Here is an 18,626-nt window from a genome sequence, read left to right on the forward strand (position 1 = left end):
CATGTCTACGTCACCGGGGCTCATCCCCCTCCCCGTCACCGCCGTCACCTGTACGGAGGACCGCGCCCACATCGAGCGAACCGCCGTTCTCGATCTCGAGGCGGGCACCCAGCGGCTGCGGCTCGGACCGGTCAGCGCGCTGGCCGTCGACCGCACCCTGCGGGCCGAACCGGCCGGCGGCGCCCCCGTGACCGTGCTCGACGCGCGCATCGTCCGCAGCTGGACGCCGCGCGGCCCACGGCCCACCGACGACGACTCCGCCCTGCGCCGGCACGTGACGGCGCTCGAAGAGGAGCGGCTGGACCTCGAACAGCAGCGTGACCGGCTGCGTGCCCGACTCGATCTGCTGGGCCGTCTCGCCGCCGATCTGCTGCGGGAGATCGGCGAGGGCGCCGGTCTCGGCGAGACCGACAGGGCCCGCTGGACCCGGGAACTGGACCGGGCGGACGACGCGCGCGACACCCACGGCGAACAACTGCGCGCGGTGGAGGCCGGGCTGACCGCCATCGCAGCCGAACTCTCCGAGGCCGAGCGCGCGATGGGCCTGTCCGAGACGGAACCCGCCGAACTGACCGGCCACATCGAGGTGACCGTCCACGCTCCGGCCGCCGGGCGGGCCGGGCTGCGCCTGAGCCACCTCGTCCCGTGCGCGCTGTGGCGGCCCGCCTACCGGGCCGTGCTCGACGGGGACTCCCTGACCCTGGACACGGACGCGATGGTCTGGCAACGCACCGGCGAGGACTGGTCGAACGTACGGCTGACCTTGTCGACGGCCCGCTCCGCGCGGGCCACCGAACCGCCCCGGCTCCACGAGGACCGGCTGACGCTCGAGGAGCGCTCCGCCGCGGAGCGCCGCACGGTCCATGTCGACCTGCGCGAGGAGAAGATCGCAGACCTCGGCCCCGCTCCCGAGTCCGGGCCGCCGGGAGTGGACGACGGCGGCGAGGTGCGGGTACTGCGCTCCCCCGCGGTGGTCTCCGTGCCCGCGGACGGTCGCGCGCACCGTGTTCCGCTGTCCTCCTTCACCTCGCCCGCCAGGAGCGAGTTCGCCTGCTCGCCCGAGCTGTCCCCGCTGGTCGACCAGGTGGTGCGGTGCGACAACCTGTCCGGCCACGCGCTGCTCGCCGGGCCCGTCGACCTCGTCCGCGGCGGCTCCTTCAGCGGACGGGGCACGCTGGACTTCACCGCCCCCGGCGCCGCCTTGGACCTCGCCTTCGGCAGCCGGGACGACCACCGGGTCCTGCGGCACACCGAGGAAACCCGTGGCACCGCCGGCATCAGCCAGCGGACCGTCCTCACCCGGACCGTGCGGCTGCACCTCTCCCGCTTCTCCGGCCCCGCCGAACACGACGACGAGACGATCGTCCTGCGGGAGCGCGTCCCGGTCTCCGAGATCTCGGCGGTGGAGGTACGACTGCGCCCGGACGGCTGCTCCCCCGCGCCCGACGCGGTCGACGAGGACGGCCTCGTGCGCTGGGACGTCCGTATGGCCCCCGGTGACCGGCGGACCGTCACCCTCGTCTACGAGGTCTCCGCGAGCGGCAAGGTCAGCGGACTGTGACGGAGACAGTACAACCCCGCGCCCGGCTCGTGGGTCACATCGGACAGGAGCAACCGCTCCAAGAGCCGCAAGGGGGAAATATGAGATTCAGTCGTTCCGTCCTGGCCGCCTCCGCGTTGGCCGCCCTCTCGACGGGGGCCGCCACCGCCTTGGCGGCGCCGGCCTCGGCCGCGCCCGACACCACTCCCGAGAGGGTGTGCGGAAGCGGCTACAGGACCGTGAACTCGGCCTCCGTCGCATCACTGGGCACGGTCTACCTGACGTACAACTCCGCCAACGGCCGGAACTGCGTCACGACCATCCGCAACAACCCCGGCACCGCTGTGGACATGACCGCGTGGATCTACGTGCCCGACACGGAGAAGGGCGACCAGGACGGCGGGCGGTACACGTCGTACGCGGGGCCGGCCTACGTCTACGGCAAGGGCCACTGCGTCGACTGGGGCGGCAGCATCGACAACGTGTACGTGCAGGTCTACGGCTCCAACTGCGCGGCGTCGAAGGAGCAGCGGGTCACCTTCACCCGCTGACCCTTCCTTCCCGTGGGGGCCGTCCCGCTCCGGCGGGAACCGTGAGGTTCCCGCCGGAGCGGGGGTGTGTGCGGTCCCCACGCGGTGTTCGCCGTTCCGGCAGCCGGTGGTGGTGCCGTCAGCCGGGCGAGAGGCGGGAGGCGTACGCCGGTACGGTCCTGTGTATGTCCGACTCGGTGATGTCCAGGGCACCGGCGGCCAGCAGGGCGTCGGTCCTCTCCAGCAGTTCGGCGCGCGGTGCCCGTCCCTGGAGGACGACGATGTCCGCGTCGGCGAGGTCGGTACCGGCCAGCCAGGAGCCGGCGGGCATCAACGGTGTCACGGTGTGCAGGTGTGGCCCCGGCACCCGGACCGTGATCATGGTGCAGGGGGTCTCGGCGGCCGCGGCGCGCAGGAGACGGACCACCTTGTCGATGCGGTCGCGCTTGGTGTCGTCGGCGAGCGCGTGGGGGCCGGCGATGACCTGGGGGGTGCAGGTGCGGATGGTCTGCAGGACCCGCAGGCCGTTGTGGCGCAGGGAGTCACCCGTCTCGACGACGTCGATCACGGCATCGGCCAGTTCCGGGATCTTCGCCTCCGTCGCGCCGAAGGAACGCACCACTTCGGCGTTCAGCCCGGCCTCCTCGAGGAAGCGCCGCCCGATGTTGACGTATTCGGTCGCCACCCGCGTTCCGCTGCGCAGGTCGCGTACGTCTGTGGCCGGGTGGTCCGCCGGGACCGCGAGGACGATCCGCCAGGGGGCGTTCGACGTCTTGGCGTAGGTGAGGGACGCGAGGGTCTCGACCTTCGCCCCCGTCTCCTCGACCCAGTCCCCTCCGGTCAGTCCGAAGTCGAACGCCCCGCTGCCCACCACCGGCGGGATCTCGCGCGGCTTGCAGAAGACGACCCGGATCGCCCCGCCGTAAGCGATGGTGCCCCGCTGGGCGCGGGCGGAGGGGCGGCTGATCTCCAGGCCCGCCGCGGCGAACAGGTCCAGTGTGCGCTGTTCCAGGGAGGAGCCCTTGGGCAGCACCAGGGAGAGCATGCGTCCTCCTCAGACGTAGAGCAGCCGGTCGATGCCGGTGACCGGTGCCCGGAGGGGGCTGGCGGGCCTGATCTCGATCTGTCCGACGGCCATGTCGGCCGGCAGGTCGATGATCGAGGCGACGCACCGGGCGACCGAGTCGACGGTCATCTTGTACGGGGAGTCGTCGCCTTCCAGGTTGGCGATGGCTCCGGGCGCGACCAGGCATGCGCGGACGCCGTTGGCGCGTTCCTCGAGCAGCAGCGTCTCGGTGAAGGCGGCCAGGGCCGCCTTCGTCGCGCTGTAGGCGGCTCCTCCCTCGAAGTAGCGGGTTCCGGCGTGGCTGCCCATGAACACGAACTGGCCCCGGCTCGCCCGGATCGCCGGCAGCAGCGCCTGGGTGAGGTGGAAGCTGGAGGTGAGGTTGACGGACAGCATGCGTTCCCATTCCCCGGCGCTCATGGTGGCGATGGGCTCCAGGGCGCGGTCGACGGCGTTGGAGACGCAGATGTCGACACGGCCGGCCTCTTGGAGGACGCGGTCGACGGCGGGAGGGATCTCCTCGGGGACGGACAGGTCGCAGGGGATCTCCGTCAGCCAGTCCTCGTCCACAAGGGTCCGGTTGAGGCCGAAGACGCGGCAGCCGCGCTCTCGCAGGGCGGCGGCGATGCTCCTGCCCGCACCGCGGTTGCAACCGGTCACCAGTGCCACACGCGGTTCAGCCGAGTTCATCGAGCAGTCTCCGCCAGGCACTGACGATCTCCTGGTGTCCGGCCCCCTTGCGGAAGAGGTCCTTGTCCAGCGAGGAACCGTCGGCGTGGCGCAGGCGCATGCAGTCCTGGGAGACCTCCGAGATGAGGACCGGCCGGCCGTCGGGGGCGGTACCGAAGATGAGGCAGAAGTCCCACACCTCGAAGGGGTCCAGCCAGGAGATGAGACTGTCGTTCACGGTGCGGGCGAGCCGGGCGAGTTCGTCCACCTCGATTCCCAGCGCCCGCAGGTAGTCCTCCGCGATCGGCTGGTCCTCGGGATCCGTACGGTAATCGAACTTCACGACGGGGCGGGGCAGTTTCTGCTCCGGTTCGAACAGTCCCGGGTACTTGACGAGGGTCGATCCCACGGCCCGGTTCTTGACCACCACTTCGAAAGGCGGCGCGGGACAGTACCGCGCCAGATAGCAGATCGGTGAGATCCTCCTGACAAACGCCGTGCGCACGCCGTCCGCGGCCAGTCGCGCGGCCGCCCGCTCGTAGAAGTCCAGGCGGAGCGGCCCGGTGTCGGTGACCATTTCGTCACGGGTGTAGGTGAAGCTGCGCAGGCTCGGAATGAGCTCGATCAGGCAGTGGCCGTCGGCAAGCCGCCAGAGTTTCTTGCTCTTTCCCACGATGTCGGGATCCCGGCTCTCACGCAGGGCCAGGAGTTGTTCGTCAGGCATGCCTTCGGAGGGTTTGTCCGCGACAACAGAGACCGGCATGGATCCTCCCCGGATCACAGGCTTTCCGACTGGAATTTCGCTGGGCTCGAGGAACTGTCGCCCCGAGCGTAGCCACAACAGTGACGATCAGCACCTCTGACGATCAGTGCCCCGCGGCCCCGCGGCGGCGTCGTCCGGCCCCGTCGCAGTCCCTCGGTGTGGGCGGCCGGTTCCCTGGCCATCCGGGTCACCCGCTCGTCCGGCCGCCGCCGGACGGGAGACACCCGGGTGAATGCGGCGCCGCGCGATACGGGTGTTCGAGGGGGGATTTCCCCGGACGAACGGCGGCGACCGACGGGGCCTCGGCGTGTCATCGAAGCGTGGAGAAAAGGGAATTGGCCCTTTCATATCCTGCGCCGCTCCCGGGCCACGGTCTTCTCACGCGGTCATCACGCCGGTCGCCGGCGGGACGGGCGGACGGGCAGGACGGCCACTTCCTTTCGCCTTCGCTCTCCTCTTCACTCTCCCTTCGAAGTGCGACCGACCGGCCGGTCACCCCGCTTCGCATCCGCCGTCCGATGTGCCGCGGTCGTTCGCCGGCGCACACGATGCCCTTCCGCTCGCGCGGCCGGCACGACGCCCCGCGCACCAGCCGGTCCCGCGCGTCCTCGGTGCGGGCCGGTCGTCGATTCCCTTCTCGTCACCGGGAGTTCTCCTCGTGCTCGCCGCCTGCCGCACGTTCTTCGCCCAGCCCCGTGCGCTGCCCCTGTTCGCCGCGAATTTCCTCGGCCGTGTGACGGCGGGAATGGCTCCGCTCGGCATCACCCTTTTCCTGCGGCCCCACGGCCACGGCTTCGGTTTCACGGGACTGGTGCCGGCGGCCTATCAGCTCTCCAGCGCCACCGGCGCGGGCCGTCGACCGCTACGGCCAGGTGCCCGTCCTGTGCGGCAACGCGCTGGGCGCCCATCCGGCCGGCTGGGCGGTACAACAGGGCGGTCCGCGCGCGGTCTTCGTGCTGCCGGTCCTGGCGGGCCTGGCCGCGGCACTCGTCGCCCTGACCCTGGGGAGCGCGGCACGCCGTGGACCGCGGCTCACGGGGCCGCGGCCGGTGGGCGAAGCCGTGCGGTGACGACGCGGGACCCGGAAGGCGGGGGCGCACGGGCAGTGCCCGGCGCGCGGCGCGGTGGGCACGTGCACGTGAGCGGGGCTCTTCGGAGGTGACCGTTCGGCTACCTCCGACGTCCCGCCCCATGGCGCACTTGTTGTCCGTTCGGGCAGGGGGTGATGATTCCGGGTATCTGACCGGAATCTCCGGACGCTCCACGGCGGCCGCACGCGCGTTGGCGTCGAGCAGAACACCACCGTCCACGGGTGTACCAGTTACAGGAGAAGGTGCGATGGTTGTGCAAGCCGTTTCAGAACGTGTTCTCGGCGGCCTGGGGCCACTGGACCTCGAGGCCCTCCTCCGGGGACTGCCGCAGGCGACGAACGACCGTCACAGGGACTACAACCTGAGTCTTGTCCGGCGCCTGGGCACGCCGTCGTGCATGGCGGACCTGCTGGCCGGCTACCTCGCCGACGAGGAGTCGCTGCGCCGGATCGCCGACCGCTCCTATCGGCACGTCAATCACTTCGACAAGATCGTCCTGGTGGATTCGGGGGACCCGCGGGGCTACCGGCTCACCCTGCACGCGTGGTGCCCCCCGTACAGCGAGCAGGAACTGCGCGACGAGCTCATCCACGACCACCGTTTCAGCTTCTGGTCGACGATCCTGACCGGACGTCTCACGTCCGAGAACTTCGCCCGGCCGGAGGAGGGGGACTCCGCGGACGCGCCCCGGGGCCCGGTGACGGCTTTCCGGCAGTACCGCTACAGCCCGGAGAAGACGGGCGTGTCCACGCAGGCGAACTTCTACCGGTTCGTGGACGAGGCGGCGCTGGAGATGACCGGCGAGACCGTCGAGGAGCGGGGCAACGCCTACCACCTGGAGTATCAGCGCATCCACCGGGTGGTGCTGCCCAGGGAGTCGATGACCTGCACTCTGGTGTTGCGCGGGCCGCGCGAGCGGGACTTCTCCAACGTGTACAACACCTCCTATCCTTCGACCGACACCCAGTCGGCGAACGTGATGTTCACCGTCGACGAGCTGGCGGGCAAGCTGCGCAGGCTCCGGCAGGCGCTGCTCGCCCCGGGTGATGGCCGCCCCTCCTGACGCCGGCCACGGGCCGCCCGACGAGCAGCGGACGCGGGTGCGTGCCGTCCGGACCGTGACGGAGGACTGGCTGACGCGGGCCGAGTACCGCCTCGAGACACGACTGCCGGACGGCGGGACACGCTGTGTGACACGGGTGAGCGTCCACCGTGGTGACCGCGCCGCGGTGCTGTTGTGCTCCCGCAGGTACGGCACGGTCGTACTCACCCGTCAGTTCCGTCTTCCGGTGATGCTGGACGGACGGCCGGACGGACGGCTGCTGGAGGTCGCGGGCGGGCTGCTGGACGGTCAGGAGGCGCACGAGGCCGTCCGGCGCGAGGCGGAGGAGGAGACCGGTTTCCGTGTCGGTGTGCTGACGCCTGCCTTCCGCGTCTACCTCGCGCCGCAACTCAGCCGTGAACGGACGTACTTGTTCACCGCCGAATACGACCCGCACGACCGCGCCGGGCCCGGTGGCGGGGTGGCGGCCGAGGGCGAGGACATCCGCGTGGTCGAACTGCCCCTCGAGCGGGCGATCGAGCTGGTGGAGCGCCAGGAGACGGCGGACGCCAGGACGCTGCTGCTGCTGTTGCACGCCCGCGCCGGGCGTCTGTGCTCCTGAGCGGGGCGGTGGGACCGGGCGGCGCCTGCGCCGGGACGACACGTCGAAAGGACACCAGGGGGCATGACATGACCCAACCCTCCGTCGGGACACCGGCATCGGCGCAGGCCGCAGCGAGCGGCCCGCTCCCGCGCATCCGCCGACGGTACGAGGCGGAGGTGCTGCAGGTGTGCTGTGCGCGGGATCCCGGACGAACGGTGGAGCACCACGATCTGCTGCTGCACAGCGAGATCGACGGTGACGCACGGGGCCGGGTGACCGATGTCGTGGTCAAGGACCTGCCGGCCGGCGTGCTGCGGAAGCTGATCCCGCACACCCGCGCGCCCGTCGAGGAGGCCTCCCCGGCCGCGGGCATCTCGCTCGATCCCGACGCCGGCCGGCTGTGGCTGCACCTCGGTGCCGGCCGCCGGGTCCGGCGGCGCCATGTGAGGGCGCGGGTCCGGCTCACCTTCGGCGACGGCGTCCTGACCGCCGTGGAGCTGGTGGTACCGGCCGATGCGACCGGGGGCGAGGCGGAGGACTGCGCCCGGTGACGCCCTCCCCGGGCCGCCGCCGGACACGGCGGCGCGCTGCCCGGCCGGGGCCGTCGTCGCACGCGGTACAGGGCCGCCGCGCCGCGGCGCCGGTCGTGGACGGCCGGCCCCCGGGCGCGCGTACCGCGGCGGAGGCCTCGGGCGCTCGTCCTCCCGGCCCCCCGGACCCTCTCCCGAGCCCCGCGCCGGGGGTTCCCGCCGCTCCCGGCGGCCGCCGGCACGGTCCTGCACGGCTCCGGCGGAACACCCTCGCGATCGCGGTCCGGCACCGTGCCGGGCGGCCGTACCACTCGGTCCCCGGCGGCATCCGCCGGCGTCCGGGCCCTCTGGAGGAGCATCTTCGATGAACGTAGCCCTCATCGGTTCCCGGCGCGGGGCGGTGCACGCGCGCTGGCTGTCCGCGACGCCGGGCTTCACCGTCGTCGGTATCGCCCACGACGGGGACGAGCGGGCCGCTGCCGCGCTCGCCGCCCACCACCCCGGCGCGCAGGTCACCGCCGACGCCCTGTCCCTGGTCAAGCGGGAGGACGTCGACATGGTCGTGGTGGCCGTTCCGCCGGCCGCCGCCGAGGACGTGCTCGCCCTGGCGCTGCGGCGGGGGGTGCGGGTGGTCAGCGAGATGCCGCTGGCCGCCGACCGGGACACGGCACTGCGGCTGACGGAACTGGCCGCGGCCGGCGGGGCGCGGGCCTGTGCGTCGTTCCAGTGGCGGTGCAACGAGGCGCTGGGCCAGGCGCGGTCCTGGGTGCTGGGCGGGGACGTCGGGGAGCTGCTCGCCGTCGACGTCACCCTGTACGACGACTCGCACCTCGGCCCGGGCACCAGGTGGCCGTGGCGCCAGCGGGCGGGCTCGGGCGGCGCCCTGCTGGAGCTGGGCACCCACGCCTTCGACCTCGTGCGCTGGGCGACGGCCGTACCGGTCTGGGACGTCTGCTCCGCCTGGACGCACCGGGTGTCCGACACGCGTCGGGGACCGCGCGGGCCGGTCCGGGTCGAGGTCGACGATGTCGCGCAGGTGGAGATGCGGGCGTTCGGCCGGGACACCCGCGCCCGGGTGATGGTGTCGCGCGTCGGCCCGGAACACCGGCTCGTGGCAGTCTTCACCGGCAGCAAGGGCGTCCTGGAGGTCAGGGCCGACGGCACGGACGGGTCCGGGGTGGTGACGCTGAGGACCGGTTCACGTTCGGTGCGGCGGGTGACCGGCCCGGACGGGATGAACCCCTACCCGCGGCTCGCGGCGGACACCGCCCTCGGTGCCGTGGCCACCTTCGACGACGCGCTGGCCGCGCTGACGTCGGCCCACGCCGCGCTCGCCGTGGCCGCGCCCGCGAAGGGGTTCTGACCGTGCCGGCCACGGCGGGTACGACCGCCCAGTTGCTGTGCGCGCTGACGGCGCTGCTGGTCGCGGCGCACACGATGGGGCAGCTGTTCGCCCGTCTGCGGCAGCCGCAGGTGATCGGCGAGATCCTCGGCGGCCTGCTGCTCGGTCCGGTGCTGCTCGGCATGGCGGCCCCCGGGGCGCAGCGGTGGCTGCTGCCCTCGGACGGACCCGTGGCCGGGGCCCTGAGCGCCTTCTCCACGCTGGGCCTGCTGCTCCTGGTCCACTTCACCGGCGCGGACCTGCACCGCGGGGCGGGCGGTGCCCGGCGGAACACCATCGTGCTGATCACCGTCATCGGTCTGGTCCTGCCCTTCGCCGTCGGGCTGGGCATGGCGAACCTGACCGATCTGTCCGAGCTGTCCGGGCCGAACGGCTCCGCCACCACCCTCACCCTGGTCTTCGGCATGGCGATCGCGGTCACCAGCGTGCCGGTCATCTCCCGGATCATGCTCGATCTGGGCATCCTGGAGTCGGTGTTCGCCCGGATCGTCCTCGCGGTCGCCGTCGCCGAGGACGTGGTGCTGTACGTGGTGCTGGCGGTGGTGCTCGGTCTCACGCAGGCCGGCTCCTCCGGCTTCCCGCTGTGGCAGCTCCTGTCACAGGAGGCGGCGCCGCCGGTGGCCGTCTACGCCTACTACGCCGTCGTTCCGGTGGTGTTCCTGACGGCGGTGTACCGACTGGGCCCGGCCCTGTACGGTCGTACGGCGGCGGCACGTGCCAACCTGGTGGCGCGGCGCAGTCCGATGGCGTACCGGCTGCTGTTCGTGCTGCTGCTGTGCGCCGCGTGCTCGGGGCTGGGCATCGATCCGATCTTCGGTGCCGTGACGTCCGGGATGTGTGTGGCCCGGGCCGGCGCCGGGTCGCGCGAGGGCGTTCCCGTGTCCGGCGGCAGCGGGCACCGGGAGCGGGACGACGGCCTGCGCTCCTTCGCCCTGAGTGTGTTCGTGCCCGTGTACTTCGCTCTCGTCGGCGTCCAGCTGGACCTGGCGCACCACTTCGACTTCCTGTTCCTGTGCTGGTTCCTCGCCCTGGCCTGCGCGGCGAAGTCCTTCAGCGTGTGGCTGGGCGCGCGGCTGGCCGGGGAGCGCAACACGACGGCCGTGAACCTCGCGGTGGCGATGAACGCGCGGGGCGGTCCCGGCATCGTCCTCGCGTCGGTCACGCATGCCGCCGGGATCATCGACCGGGGATTCTTCACCACTCTGGTCCTGCTGTCCGTCATCACCTCCTACCTGGCCGGCCAGTGGCTGGGCCGGGCGGTGACCCGCGGCATCCCGCTCACGGAGGAGGACGCCCCCGGCCGGGCCCCGCACGGGCCGCGGGAGTCCGACACCGGTGGTCGCCGACCGGCGACCGCATCCCACTCGAAGGAGCACCTGAAGTGATCGATCCGAGGATGCCCGACAGCACCGCCGTCTACCGGAGGGCCGGGGACTTCGTCGTCTTCCAGCAGCTCGCGGTGAAGATCGAGATGGACTCGGTCGGCAACGAGGACTACTACCGCTGGCTCGACGACATGACCACGAGGATCGGCGATCTGGTTCCCGGCTCGCAGATCGTGGAGAAGGACCAGGCGCGCACCTCTCCCCCGCTCAACACCGCGATCTACTACGACACCGAGGACTTGCGGATCCTGCGGACGGGCGCGCTGCTGCGGACGTCCTGCAACAAGATCACCCACGCCTTCTGCGCCTTCAAGGCCGCGCAGGACGAGCACAACGTCCGGCGCGACCACCGCTATGTGTTCGACGGCGAGGAGAAGGCGGCCATCCAGGCGGCGCCGGACTCCCCCGAGGCGGTGGCGATCGTTCAGCGCCTGCTCGCCCGCAGCGACATCGACCATCCGGGTGTGTACCTGGAACGCGAGTACGGCATCCCGCGCACCGAGCTGCTGCCCACCGTCCGTCTGGACGACTACCGCTACACGTTCTTCGTCTGGCTCGACCGGAAGGACGCCCTGCGGTGCAGCATCGACCGGGCGTTCGTCAGCAACCTGCGTCTGCCTCCCGAGGAGCGCACCACCCGGCCCGTCAGCGAGGTGGAGCTGGCGATCTACCCGCGCATCTCCGAGGAGACGGCGCAGGATCCGCGGGTCGTTCAGCTGATCAAGGTGCTCTCGGCCGAGCTGTGCGAGCGCTTCGACACCCGCATCACCTCGGACATCAAGTACCAGCGGGCCGCCACCGCGCTGGGCATGCGAGAGAGCTGAGCGATGCCCGTGTCCCCTCGCGTCCGCGGCCGGGGGCGGTCGCTGCGGATCTATCTCGTGCGCCACGGGCAGTCCCAGTGGCAGCTGACCCCCGGGGACGACCTGGACATGCCGCTCAGTCCGCTCGGGCACGAACAGGCCGCCCTGCTGGCGGACTGGTGCGCGCGGCGCGCTCCGCTGGACGCGGACGTCCGGTTCGACTTCGGAGCGCTGTGCACCAGTCCGCTGCAGCGGGCCCGGCAGACCGCCGGCCATGTCGCGGCCGCGCTGGGTGTGGACCTGAGCACCCGGCCCGGCCTGTGCGAGGCACCGTTCCGTGTCGTCGACGAACTCCCGCGGGCCGGGACACCGCTGGAGGTACCGGTCGGCGACGTCACCGACCGGTACCGGCAGTTCCGTCGTCAGGTGCGCGGCGCGCTGGCGGAACTGGTGGAGTCGGCGGTCGACGACGACCGGCCGGTGCTCGCCGTCACCCACGGCGGAGTGATCAAGACCGTTCTGCGGATCATCGCCGGCACCGACGTCTTCTGCGCACGGCTCTACAACTGCGGCATCACCGCCGTCGACTGGAAGGACGGCATCTGGCGGGTGGCCCATGTGAACCTCTGGGACCATCTGCCGCCCGCCCTGCGCACGACGTGAGGGCTCGCCGGCGACTCGGCCGGGCCCACCCCTCGCACCCCGGGCGTCCTCGGCGGCCCGGGGTGTCGCGTGTCCGGGCCCGGACGCCGTCGCCCACCGCCGGACCCGGGCGGCGGCCACCGCGCGTGCGTCTCTCCCCGGGCCCGTGCCGGTAAGGAATCCGGCCGGCCGGGCGGGGATGCCGCCCCTCCTCGCGGGCGGGCGCCGCGCCTGGGCAGACGGAGGGAACAGGTACGTTCCCGGCCATTACCGGGGATTCTGTTGTCATGGGCAACCACAACGTTACGCTTCCATCTGGCCCGGTCCGGGCTGGCGCCACGCCGGTCCCCACCCGCCAGTGAGCCGCACCACCACGTCCGAACAGCCATCTCACCTGTGCACCCGCTGTCCGGCCCGCGGGCGTTCAGCAGGGCGCAGGGGACCAGAGGAAGGCCAGTGGGTTGACGGATGAGTTCCGCTTCGTCCTGTTGGGCGCGGTGCGCGCATACCGCGGCGACACCGAGATCCGGGTGGGGCCGCCGCAGCAGCAGGCCGTACTGTCCGTGCTGCTGCTGAACTCCGAGCGCGCCGTCTCCATGACCAGACTGGTGGAGGCGGTCTGGGGCGAGACCCCACCGGCCCGGGCCGTACCGACGGTGCGCACCTACGCCTGGCAGCTGCGCAAGCTGCTGGAGCCGGACTCGGCCGAGCCGCGCGTGCTGGTGTCCGTCTCGGGCGGCTACCAGGCGGCGGTGTCGCGGACGGCGCTGGACGTACGGCGGGCGGAATCCCTGCTCAACGAGGCGTTACGGGCCAGGGCCGAGGGCCGTGCGGGGCAGGCCGACCATCTGCTCCGGGCGGCGTTGCGCATGTGGCGGGGCGATCCGCTCACCGGTGTGCCCGGGCCGTTCGCCGACCGGCAGCGCGAACGCCTCGAGGAGCTGCGGCTGGTCGTCCTCGAGGAACGTTTCGATCTGGCGATCGAGCGCGGACGGCACCACATGGCCATACCGGGTCTCACCGAACTGACCGCCGCCCATCCCCTGCGGGAACGGCCGCACGGTCTGCTGATGCGGGCCCTGTACGCGGCCGGCCGGCAGAGCGACGCGCTGGCGGTCTTCAGCGGGCTGCGCCGCCGTCTGGTGGAGGAACAGGGCGTCGACCCGGGGGCCGATCTGACCGGTCTGCACCACCGTATCCTCGGCGCGGATCCCGCCCTGCTGCCCGGCACGCCCGCACCGTCCCGCATCCCGCGGCCGGTACCGGCCCGCGCCGACGCACCCGGGCCCGTCCGCGGCGAGACGGCCCGAAGCGGTCCCGGGGCGGCGGACACCAACCGCGGGAAAACGGCCCCCACCCTCCCTCTTCCGGCCCAACTCCCCCCGGACCTGCCCGACTTCACCGGCCGGTCGGCCCATGCGGCCCTTCTGCACGACCTGCTGACCGCACGCGACCGGACGACGCCGCCCCTGATCGCCATCACCGGAATGGGCGGTGTCGGCAAGACCGCGCTGGCCCTGCACGCCGCCCACCGGGCGCGCCACGCCTACCCCGACGGCCAGCTCCACGCCGACCTGTACGGCAGCCACGCGAACCCGGCCGATCCCGCCGTCGTCCTGAGCGGCTTCCTGCTGGCCCTGGGCGTGCCCAGCGAGGCGATCCCCGGCCGGCTCGACGAACGCAGCAAACTGTTCCGGTCGCTCGTCGACAACCGCCGGCTGCTCGTGCTGCTGGACGACGCCCGCGATGCCCGGCAGGTGCTGGACCTGCTGCCCGGCTCCGCGGAGTGCGGCGTCGTCGTCACCAGCCGGCACCGGCTGTTCGGGGCGCCCCTGAGCTCCCAGCTCAACCTGGACGTCTTCTCCCCGCAGGAAGGGCTGGAACTGCTCGGCACGATCATCGGCGAGCAGCGGCTGGCCGCCGAGCGCGGGCAGGCGCAGGAACTGCTGCGCGCCTGCGGCTTCCTTCCCCTGGCGATCCGGATCGTCGGCGCACGGCTGGCCGGCCGGCCGTGCTGGTCCATCGCCACACTGGCCGGCCGTCTCGCCAACGAGCAGCGCAGGATCGCGGAACTGCACGTCGGCGGCGTCGCCATCAGCGCCGTGTTCGAGATGGGACACCGTCAGCTCCTGCCCGCGCAGGCCCGTGCCTTCAGACTCCTGGCGGAGATCGGCGCCCCCGACATCCGGCTGCCGACCGCCGCGGCGATGCTCGCCCTGAGCGAGGAACAGGCCGAGGACGTCCTCGAGGCCCTCGTCGACGCCGCCATGCTGGAGTCCCCGCGGCCCGGTGTCTACCGCTACCACGACCTGATCCGGGTCTTCGCCCAGCAGCGCACGGACGAGCTGCGCGAACACGACCAGCGCGACCAGGCCCTGCACCGCCTGCTGCAGTTCCTGCTGGCCACGGCGTGCAACGCGTTCGGCCACGCCGTGCCGGGCGATCCGGTGGCCGAGGCGCTCGGTCCCCTCACCACCCCGGGCCTGCGCTTCGCCGACGTGCACACGGCCCGGGACTGGGTACGCACCGAACTGCCCACCATCACCGCGGCCCTGCAGCTCGTCGAACGCGCGCCGGCCACCGGTACCCGAGCCCTGCGTGTCGCGGTGGACCTGCTCATCGCGCTCAGTCCCTTCAACCGCGATCTGCCGGGCGGGCGGCTCCGTGACGCGACCCGGGCGCTGCTCGAGGCCGCCGAAACGAACGGGGACCCGCGGATCGTCGGGCGCGCCCGGCTGCTGTACGGCTCGCTGGCGCTCCGGAGCGGTTCCACGGCCGCCGCCGAGCGGCATGCCCGGTCGTCGGTGGCGGCGGCGAGGAAAGCCGACGACATCGTTATCCTCCGTCAGGCCCTCAACGATCTGGGCCTGGCCGTGCAGTACCTGCGCCGCTACGAGGAGGCCATCGGCCACTACGACGAGGCCGTCGCGCTGGCCCGGACACTCGGCCACCGGTCGGGGGAAGCCGCCACCACGCTCAACGCGGCGCTGGCCCGGGTCCTCAGCGGGCGGGCCGATCTGGCCGTGCCCTCCTGCGAGGCCATGCTCGATCTGCTGCACGGCATCGGCGACCGCGCCGGGTGCGCCTACGCGCTGTACGTGCTGGGCCTGGCCCTGCACGAGCAGCACCGCCACGACGAGGCGCTCGCGCGCTACCGGCACTGTCTGGTGGTGTGCCGCTCCATCGGACTGCGCGACCGCGAGGCCTACACCCTCTACCGGATCGCCGAAACGCTGCGGCACTCGGGCCGGCCGCGGGAGGCCGCGCACTACGCCGCCCGGGCCGTCGCCCGGCTGGAGGAACTCGACGCGCGGCGGGACCTCGCGCGGGCGCTGACGGTCTGGGGCCGGACACTGATCGATCTGGGACACCTCAGTACCGCCCGCCGCCATCTCCGGCACGCCCACACCCTGTTCACCCAGGCGGAGTCGCCCGAGGCCGCCGAGACCGGCCGGCTCCTGGACGAGCTGCGGCGGGTGCCCGTTTCCTAGCCCGCGGCCCTTCGGCGGCGGGAGCCGGTGCTGTTCCAGTCGTCCGACGTACGCCCCTGCCGGACGCCGGCCCCCACGGGCACCCGCGCCCGGCCCGCTAAAGCCGACACCCCGGGCCGGGATTCCTCCGCAACACAATTGCGTCGCATCACCGTCTCCTCGAAGATCGATACATGTAACGAACCGGCAGGCTCAAGCATGTGGATACCACAGGCACGGTATTTCACGGCACTGTTCAATTGTGGGACGACCATTGCCGGCCGCTTCTCTTTTGATGTCCGGCCGGATCCGGCGGACCGCCGGATTCCGGGCCCGTGACTTCGTCACCGTTCCGTCCCCGCCCTCCCCGTTCTCCCTTTCCGGTACATCGGCCGGTCCGCGGCCTCGCCGCCCGTGTGCCACCGGTCAGGGCGCCGGTCACCGCCAGCCGGTGCGCTCCTTGAGCCAGGCCAGTGTCGCCTCGCCCTGGGCCCGCTGGAAGGCACGCAGTCCCGCCAGGTTGAGCACCGCCGGCTGACGGGACTGGTGCAGGAAGAAACCCGTGACCGCGGCCAGGGCGCTGATCACCGCGTCCGGATCGACGCCGCGGCCGGCCAGATGCTCGTCCAGCAGTTCGATTCCGGGCCGGCCGTTGTGCATGATGACGCTGCCGGCGAAGAAGACGACGTCGAACCAGCCCGCCCCGACCGCGCCGTGGGCCCAGTCCACGAAGAGCACCCGGTCCCCGGCGAGCAGGACGTTGTCCGCCCGGATGTCCGCGTGGACCAGAGCGGTGCCCGCACACGCCCGCACCCACCCGGCCTCCGCCTCGGCCAGCCGGCGGGCGTGCCGCCGGGTCCACGGGTCGGGCCACGGGTCGGACTCCATCTCGCAAAAGCCCGTGAACAACGGCCCGTAGCGGTCCTGGAGGGTCGGGGAGCCGACCGGCGAGGGGTCCAGCACGGCGGCCAGGCCGGTCATGGCCTGAAGGACCCGGCGCAGTTCCGGCAGGTGCCACGGTTCGTGCGGCATCCGGCCGTCGACGTCCTCGAAGACCAGCACCACCCACCCGTCGAGGTCCTCGGCGGCCAGCAGGCGGGGCACCGGCGCCGCCGCCGGGAGGCGGGCGGCGATCCGGGCCTCGGAGCGGTGGAGGCGGGGACTGTCCGGATTGAGGTCGGCGCCGACCGCCTTGATGAACACGCGCCGGCCGTCCGCGAGTTCCACCCGCGCCGCGACCCCGGGGGAATAGCCGCCGGACTGGGTCCGGGCCCGCACCACGCGGGCGCCCAGCCGTGACTCCACCCTGTCCCGCACCCGGGCGGGCACCTTCTCCCACGGCAGGCGGTCGTTGGTGGCCGTGGGTGCGGTGGCCGGGGTGGCGTGTGAGGACGTATCCATGCGGATCATCCTTTCCAATGCGCGTGGCCCATGGCAAAGACACCGCCGGGCCCGGCTCACCCCCGTCCGCCCGCCCGGCGGGCGTCGCGCGGTCCGCCCGCGCCGTGGTGTCCGGGACCGGGCCCCGGCCCGGGCCCCAGGCGGCCGCGGAGCGTGGCGGCGCGGGCGCACACGGTCCCGCCGGCGCGGGACCGCCGCGCGGCTGCCGGGATCAGTCCACGGATGTGGGCGCCGGCGACGGTCCGGCCGGCCCGTCCGCGGCTGCGTGGTCACGGGGCGGTGCGCCGGCTCCGGGCTCCGTCGGTGCGGGGCGGTACGGGCGGACCGTCGCCACCGCCGCGACGGCCGCCAGCAGGCAGCCCCAGAGCACGATCGCCCCCGGCGTGGCCGTTCGCTCCCCTCCGGCCAGCGCCACGGCCACGAGCGGGCCGAAACTGGCGAGGGTGGCCCCGAGCTGGTAGGTGACCGCGAGGGCCGAGTAGCGGTGGCCGACGGGGAACATGTCGATCAGCAGGGCGGAGAAGGCGCCGTAGATCAAGGCGTGTCCGATCCCCATGGAGAGGACGAACGTCGCCGTGATCAGCACGCTGTCGCCCGAGGTCAGCCAGGCCGGCGCGACCACACCCGCCCCGGCGCACACCGCGTACCCGCACAGCATGACCGGGCCGCGTCCGACACGGTCGGAGAGCCATCCGGCGACCGGCAGCATGAACGTCTCCACGAGAGCGCCGATCAGCAGGCCGTCCAGTACGGCGGTACGGTTGCCCTCGGCCGGTCCGGAAGAGGCGTAGGACAGCAGGTAGACCGTGAAGAAGCTGACGGGCATCGCCAGGCCCAGGGCCGCGAGCACACCGCGCACGATCGGGGCCGGGCCCTGCCGCAGCACCCCGGACAGCGGAATGCGCAGTTGCCCGCCCTCGCTGCGCACGCGGGTGAACTCCGGGGACTCGGCCACCCCGAGCCGGACGAACACGCCGACCACCACCAGGAGGATCGAGGCGAGGAAGGGCAGGCGCCAGCCCCAGCTGAGCAGTTGGTCGGACGGCAGGCGGGAGACGAGCTGGAACATGGCGGTGCTGGCGCACAGCCCGATCGGGAAACCGGCGGCGGGGAAGCTGGAGTACAGGCCCCGGCGCCCGGCCGGGGCGTGCTCGCCGCTCATCAGGACGGCTCCGCCCCACTCCCCGCCGATGCCGATGCCCTGGACCACACGCAGGACCACCAGCAGGACCGGTGCGAGGACGCCTGCCTGTTCATAGGTCGGGAGCACGCCGACCAGGAAGGTCGCCACGCCCATGATGAGGAGGGTGGAGACGAGCATCGCCTTGCGGCCGACCCGGTCTCCGAAGTGGCCGAAGAGGATTCCGCCGAACGGGCGGGCGACGAAGCCCGCGGCATAGGTGGCGAACGAGGCCAGCGTGCCGGCGGTCGCGGACTGGCTGGGGAAGAACAGCGGCCCGAGCACCAGGGCCGAGGCCGTGGAGTAAAGATAGAAGTCGTACCACTCGATGGCGCTGCCGACGGTGCTGGCCACCAGGACCCGGCCGGACGTCGAACGCGGGGGCGCCGCCTTGTGGCCGCCGGCCGGTGGGCGGGAATTCTCCACGGCCGTCATATGAGGGATCCGAGGAATTCGCCATGGCTCGTCACAGGAATTCTTTCCCTTCTCGCCCTCTTTCGCCGGCAGG

General features: G+C 72.5%; 16 protein-coding genes. 11 read left to right on the forward strand and 5 right to left on the reverse strand.

The annotated features are described in order from the left end of the window. Position 1: 1 nt before the first annotated feature. Together ACF07S_RS30225 and ACF07S_RS30230 are read left to right on the forward strand one after the other, a co-directional pair. Positions 2-1,561: a mucoidy inhibitor MuiA family protein gene (locus ACF07S_RS30225; RefSeq protein ID WP_391966612.1), complete on the forward strand. Its 1,560-nt coding sequence runs from the start codon at positions 2-4 to the stop codon at positions 1,559-1,561. A gap of 80 nt (positions 1,562-1,641) precedes the next feature. Further along, positions 1,642-2,091, forward strand: coding sequence for a spore-associated protein (locus tag ACF07S_RS30230; RefSeq protein WP_391966613.1), 450 nt, complete (start codon positions 1,642-1,644; stop codon positions 2,089-2,091). 118 nt (positions 2,092-2,209) lie between these two features. Here the strand turns inward: ACF07S_RS30230 and hisG are convergent, their stop codons facing one another. From hisG to ACF07S_RS30245, 3 genes are read right to left on the reverse strand one after another with little or no spacing between them, the layout of a single operon-like run. Continuing rightward, on the reverse strand, positions 2,210-3,115 hold the full coding sequence (gene hisG, locus ACF07S_RS30235; protein ID WP_391975642.1) for an ATP phosphoribosyltransferase: 906 nt from the start codon (positions 3,113-3,115) through the stop codon (positions 2,210-2,212). Between the two features lie 9 nt (positions 3,116-3,124). Further along, positions 3,125-3,826 (reverse strand): SDR family oxidoreductase, encoded by a 702-nt coding sequence (locus tag ACF07S_RS30240; protein WP_391966615.1) that lies wholly within the window; start codon positions 3,824-3,826, stop codon positions 3,125-3,127. After that, positions 3,813-4,529 (reverse strand): phosphoribosylaminoimidazolesuccinocarboxamide synthase, encoded by a 717-nt coding sequence (locus tag ACF07S_RS30245; protein ID WP_391966616.1) that lies wholly within the window; start codon positions 4,527-4,529, stop codon positions 3,813-3,815. Before ACF07S_RS30245 ends, ACF07S_RS30240 begins: the two co-directional genes overlap by 14 nt. Before the next feature lie 911 nt (positions 4,530-5,440). Here ACF07S_RS30245 and ACF07S_RS30250 point away from each other — a divergent pair. The 9 genes from ACF07S_RS30250 to ACF07S_RS30290 all read left to right on the forward strand — a co-directional run bounded on the left by ACF07S_RS30250 (position 5,441) and on the right by ACF07S_RS30290 (position 15,558). Continuing rightward, the gene (locus ACF07S_RS30250; protein WP_391966617.1) at positions 5,441-5,638 is read left to right on the forward strand and encodes a hypothetical protein; all 198 of its coding nucleotides are present in this window, start codon (positions 5,441-5,443) and stop codon (positions 5,636-5,638) included. A gap of 274 nt (positions 5,639-5,912) precedes the next feature. Further along, complete coding sequence (locus ACF07S_RS30255; protein WP_391966618.1) at positions 5,913-6,722, forward strand: hypothetical protein; 810 nt, start codon at positions 5,913-5,915, stop codon at positions 6,720-6,722. 55 nt (positions 6,723-6,777) lie between these two features. Next, positions 6,778-7,323, forward strand: coding sequence for an NUDIX domain-containing protein (locus tag ACF07S_RS30260; RefSeq protein WP_391966619.1), 546 nt, complete (start codon positions 6,778-6,780; stop codon positions 7,321-7,323). A gap of 68 nt (positions 7,324-7,391) precedes the next feature. After that, complete coding sequence (locus tag ACF07S_RS30265; protein ID WP_391966620.1) at positions 7,392-7,856, forward strand: hypothetical protein; 465 nt, start codon at positions 7,392-7,394, stop codon at positions 7,854-7,856. 343 nt (positions 7,857-8,199) lie between these two features. Further along, positions 8,200-9,198, forward strand: a complete 999-nt coding sequence (locus ACF07S_RS30270; RefSeq protein WP_391966621.1) for a Gfo/Idh/MocA family protein — start codon at positions 8,200-8,202, stop codon at positions 9,196-9,198. Between the two features lie 2 nt (positions 9,199-9,200). Next, positions 9,201-10,622, forward strand: coding sequence for a cation:proton antiporter (locus ACF07S_RS30275; protein WP_391966622.1), 1,422 nt, complete (start codon positions 9,201-9,203; stop codon positions 10,620-10,622). Further along, the gene (locus tag ACF07S_RS30280; protein ID WP_391966623.1) at positions 10,619-11,446 is read left to right on the forward strand and encodes a hypothetical protein; all 828 of its coding nucleotides are present in this window, start codon (positions 10,619-10,621) and stop codon (positions 11,444-11,446) included. Before ACF07S_RS30275 ends, ACF07S_RS30280 begins: the two co-directional genes overlap by 4 nt. 3 nt (positions 11,447-11,449) lie before the next feature. Then, entirely contained in the window at positions 11,450-12,088 is a 639-nt protein-coding gene (locus ACF07S_RS30285) for a histidine phosphatase family protein (RefSeq protein ID WP_391966624.1), read from the forward strand. A 440-nt stretch (positions 12,089-12,528) separates the two neighbouring features. Next, positions 12,529-15,558: a BTAD domain-containing putative transcriptional regulator gene (locus ACF07S_RS30290; protein ID WP_391966625.1), complete on the forward strand. Its 3,030-nt coding sequence runs from the start codon at positions 12,529-12,531 to the stop codon at positions 15,556-15,558. Between the two features lie 417 nt (positions 15,559-15,975). Here the strand turns inward: ACF07S_RS30290 and ACF07S_RS30295 are convergent, their stop codons facing one another. Both ACF07S_RS30295 and ACF07S_RS30300 read right to left on the reverse strand, forming a co-directional pair. Continuing rightward, entirely contained in the window at positions 15,976-16,938 is a 963-nt protein-coding gene (locus ACF07S_RS30295) for a phosphotransferase family protein (protein WP_391966626.1), read from the reverse strand. 211 nt (positions 16,939-17,149) lie between these two features. After that, entirely contained in the window at positions 17,150-18,544 is a 1,395-nt protein-coding gene (locus ACF07S_RS30300; protein WP_391966627.1) for an MFS transporter, read from the reverse strand. Between the last annotated feature and the right edge of the window lie 82 nt (positions 18,545-18,626).

The organism is Streptomyces sp. NPDC016640, from assembly GCF_043076215.1.
Classification (GTDB): Bacteria; Actinomycetota; Actinomycetes; order Streptomycetales; family Streptomycetaceae; genus Streptomyces.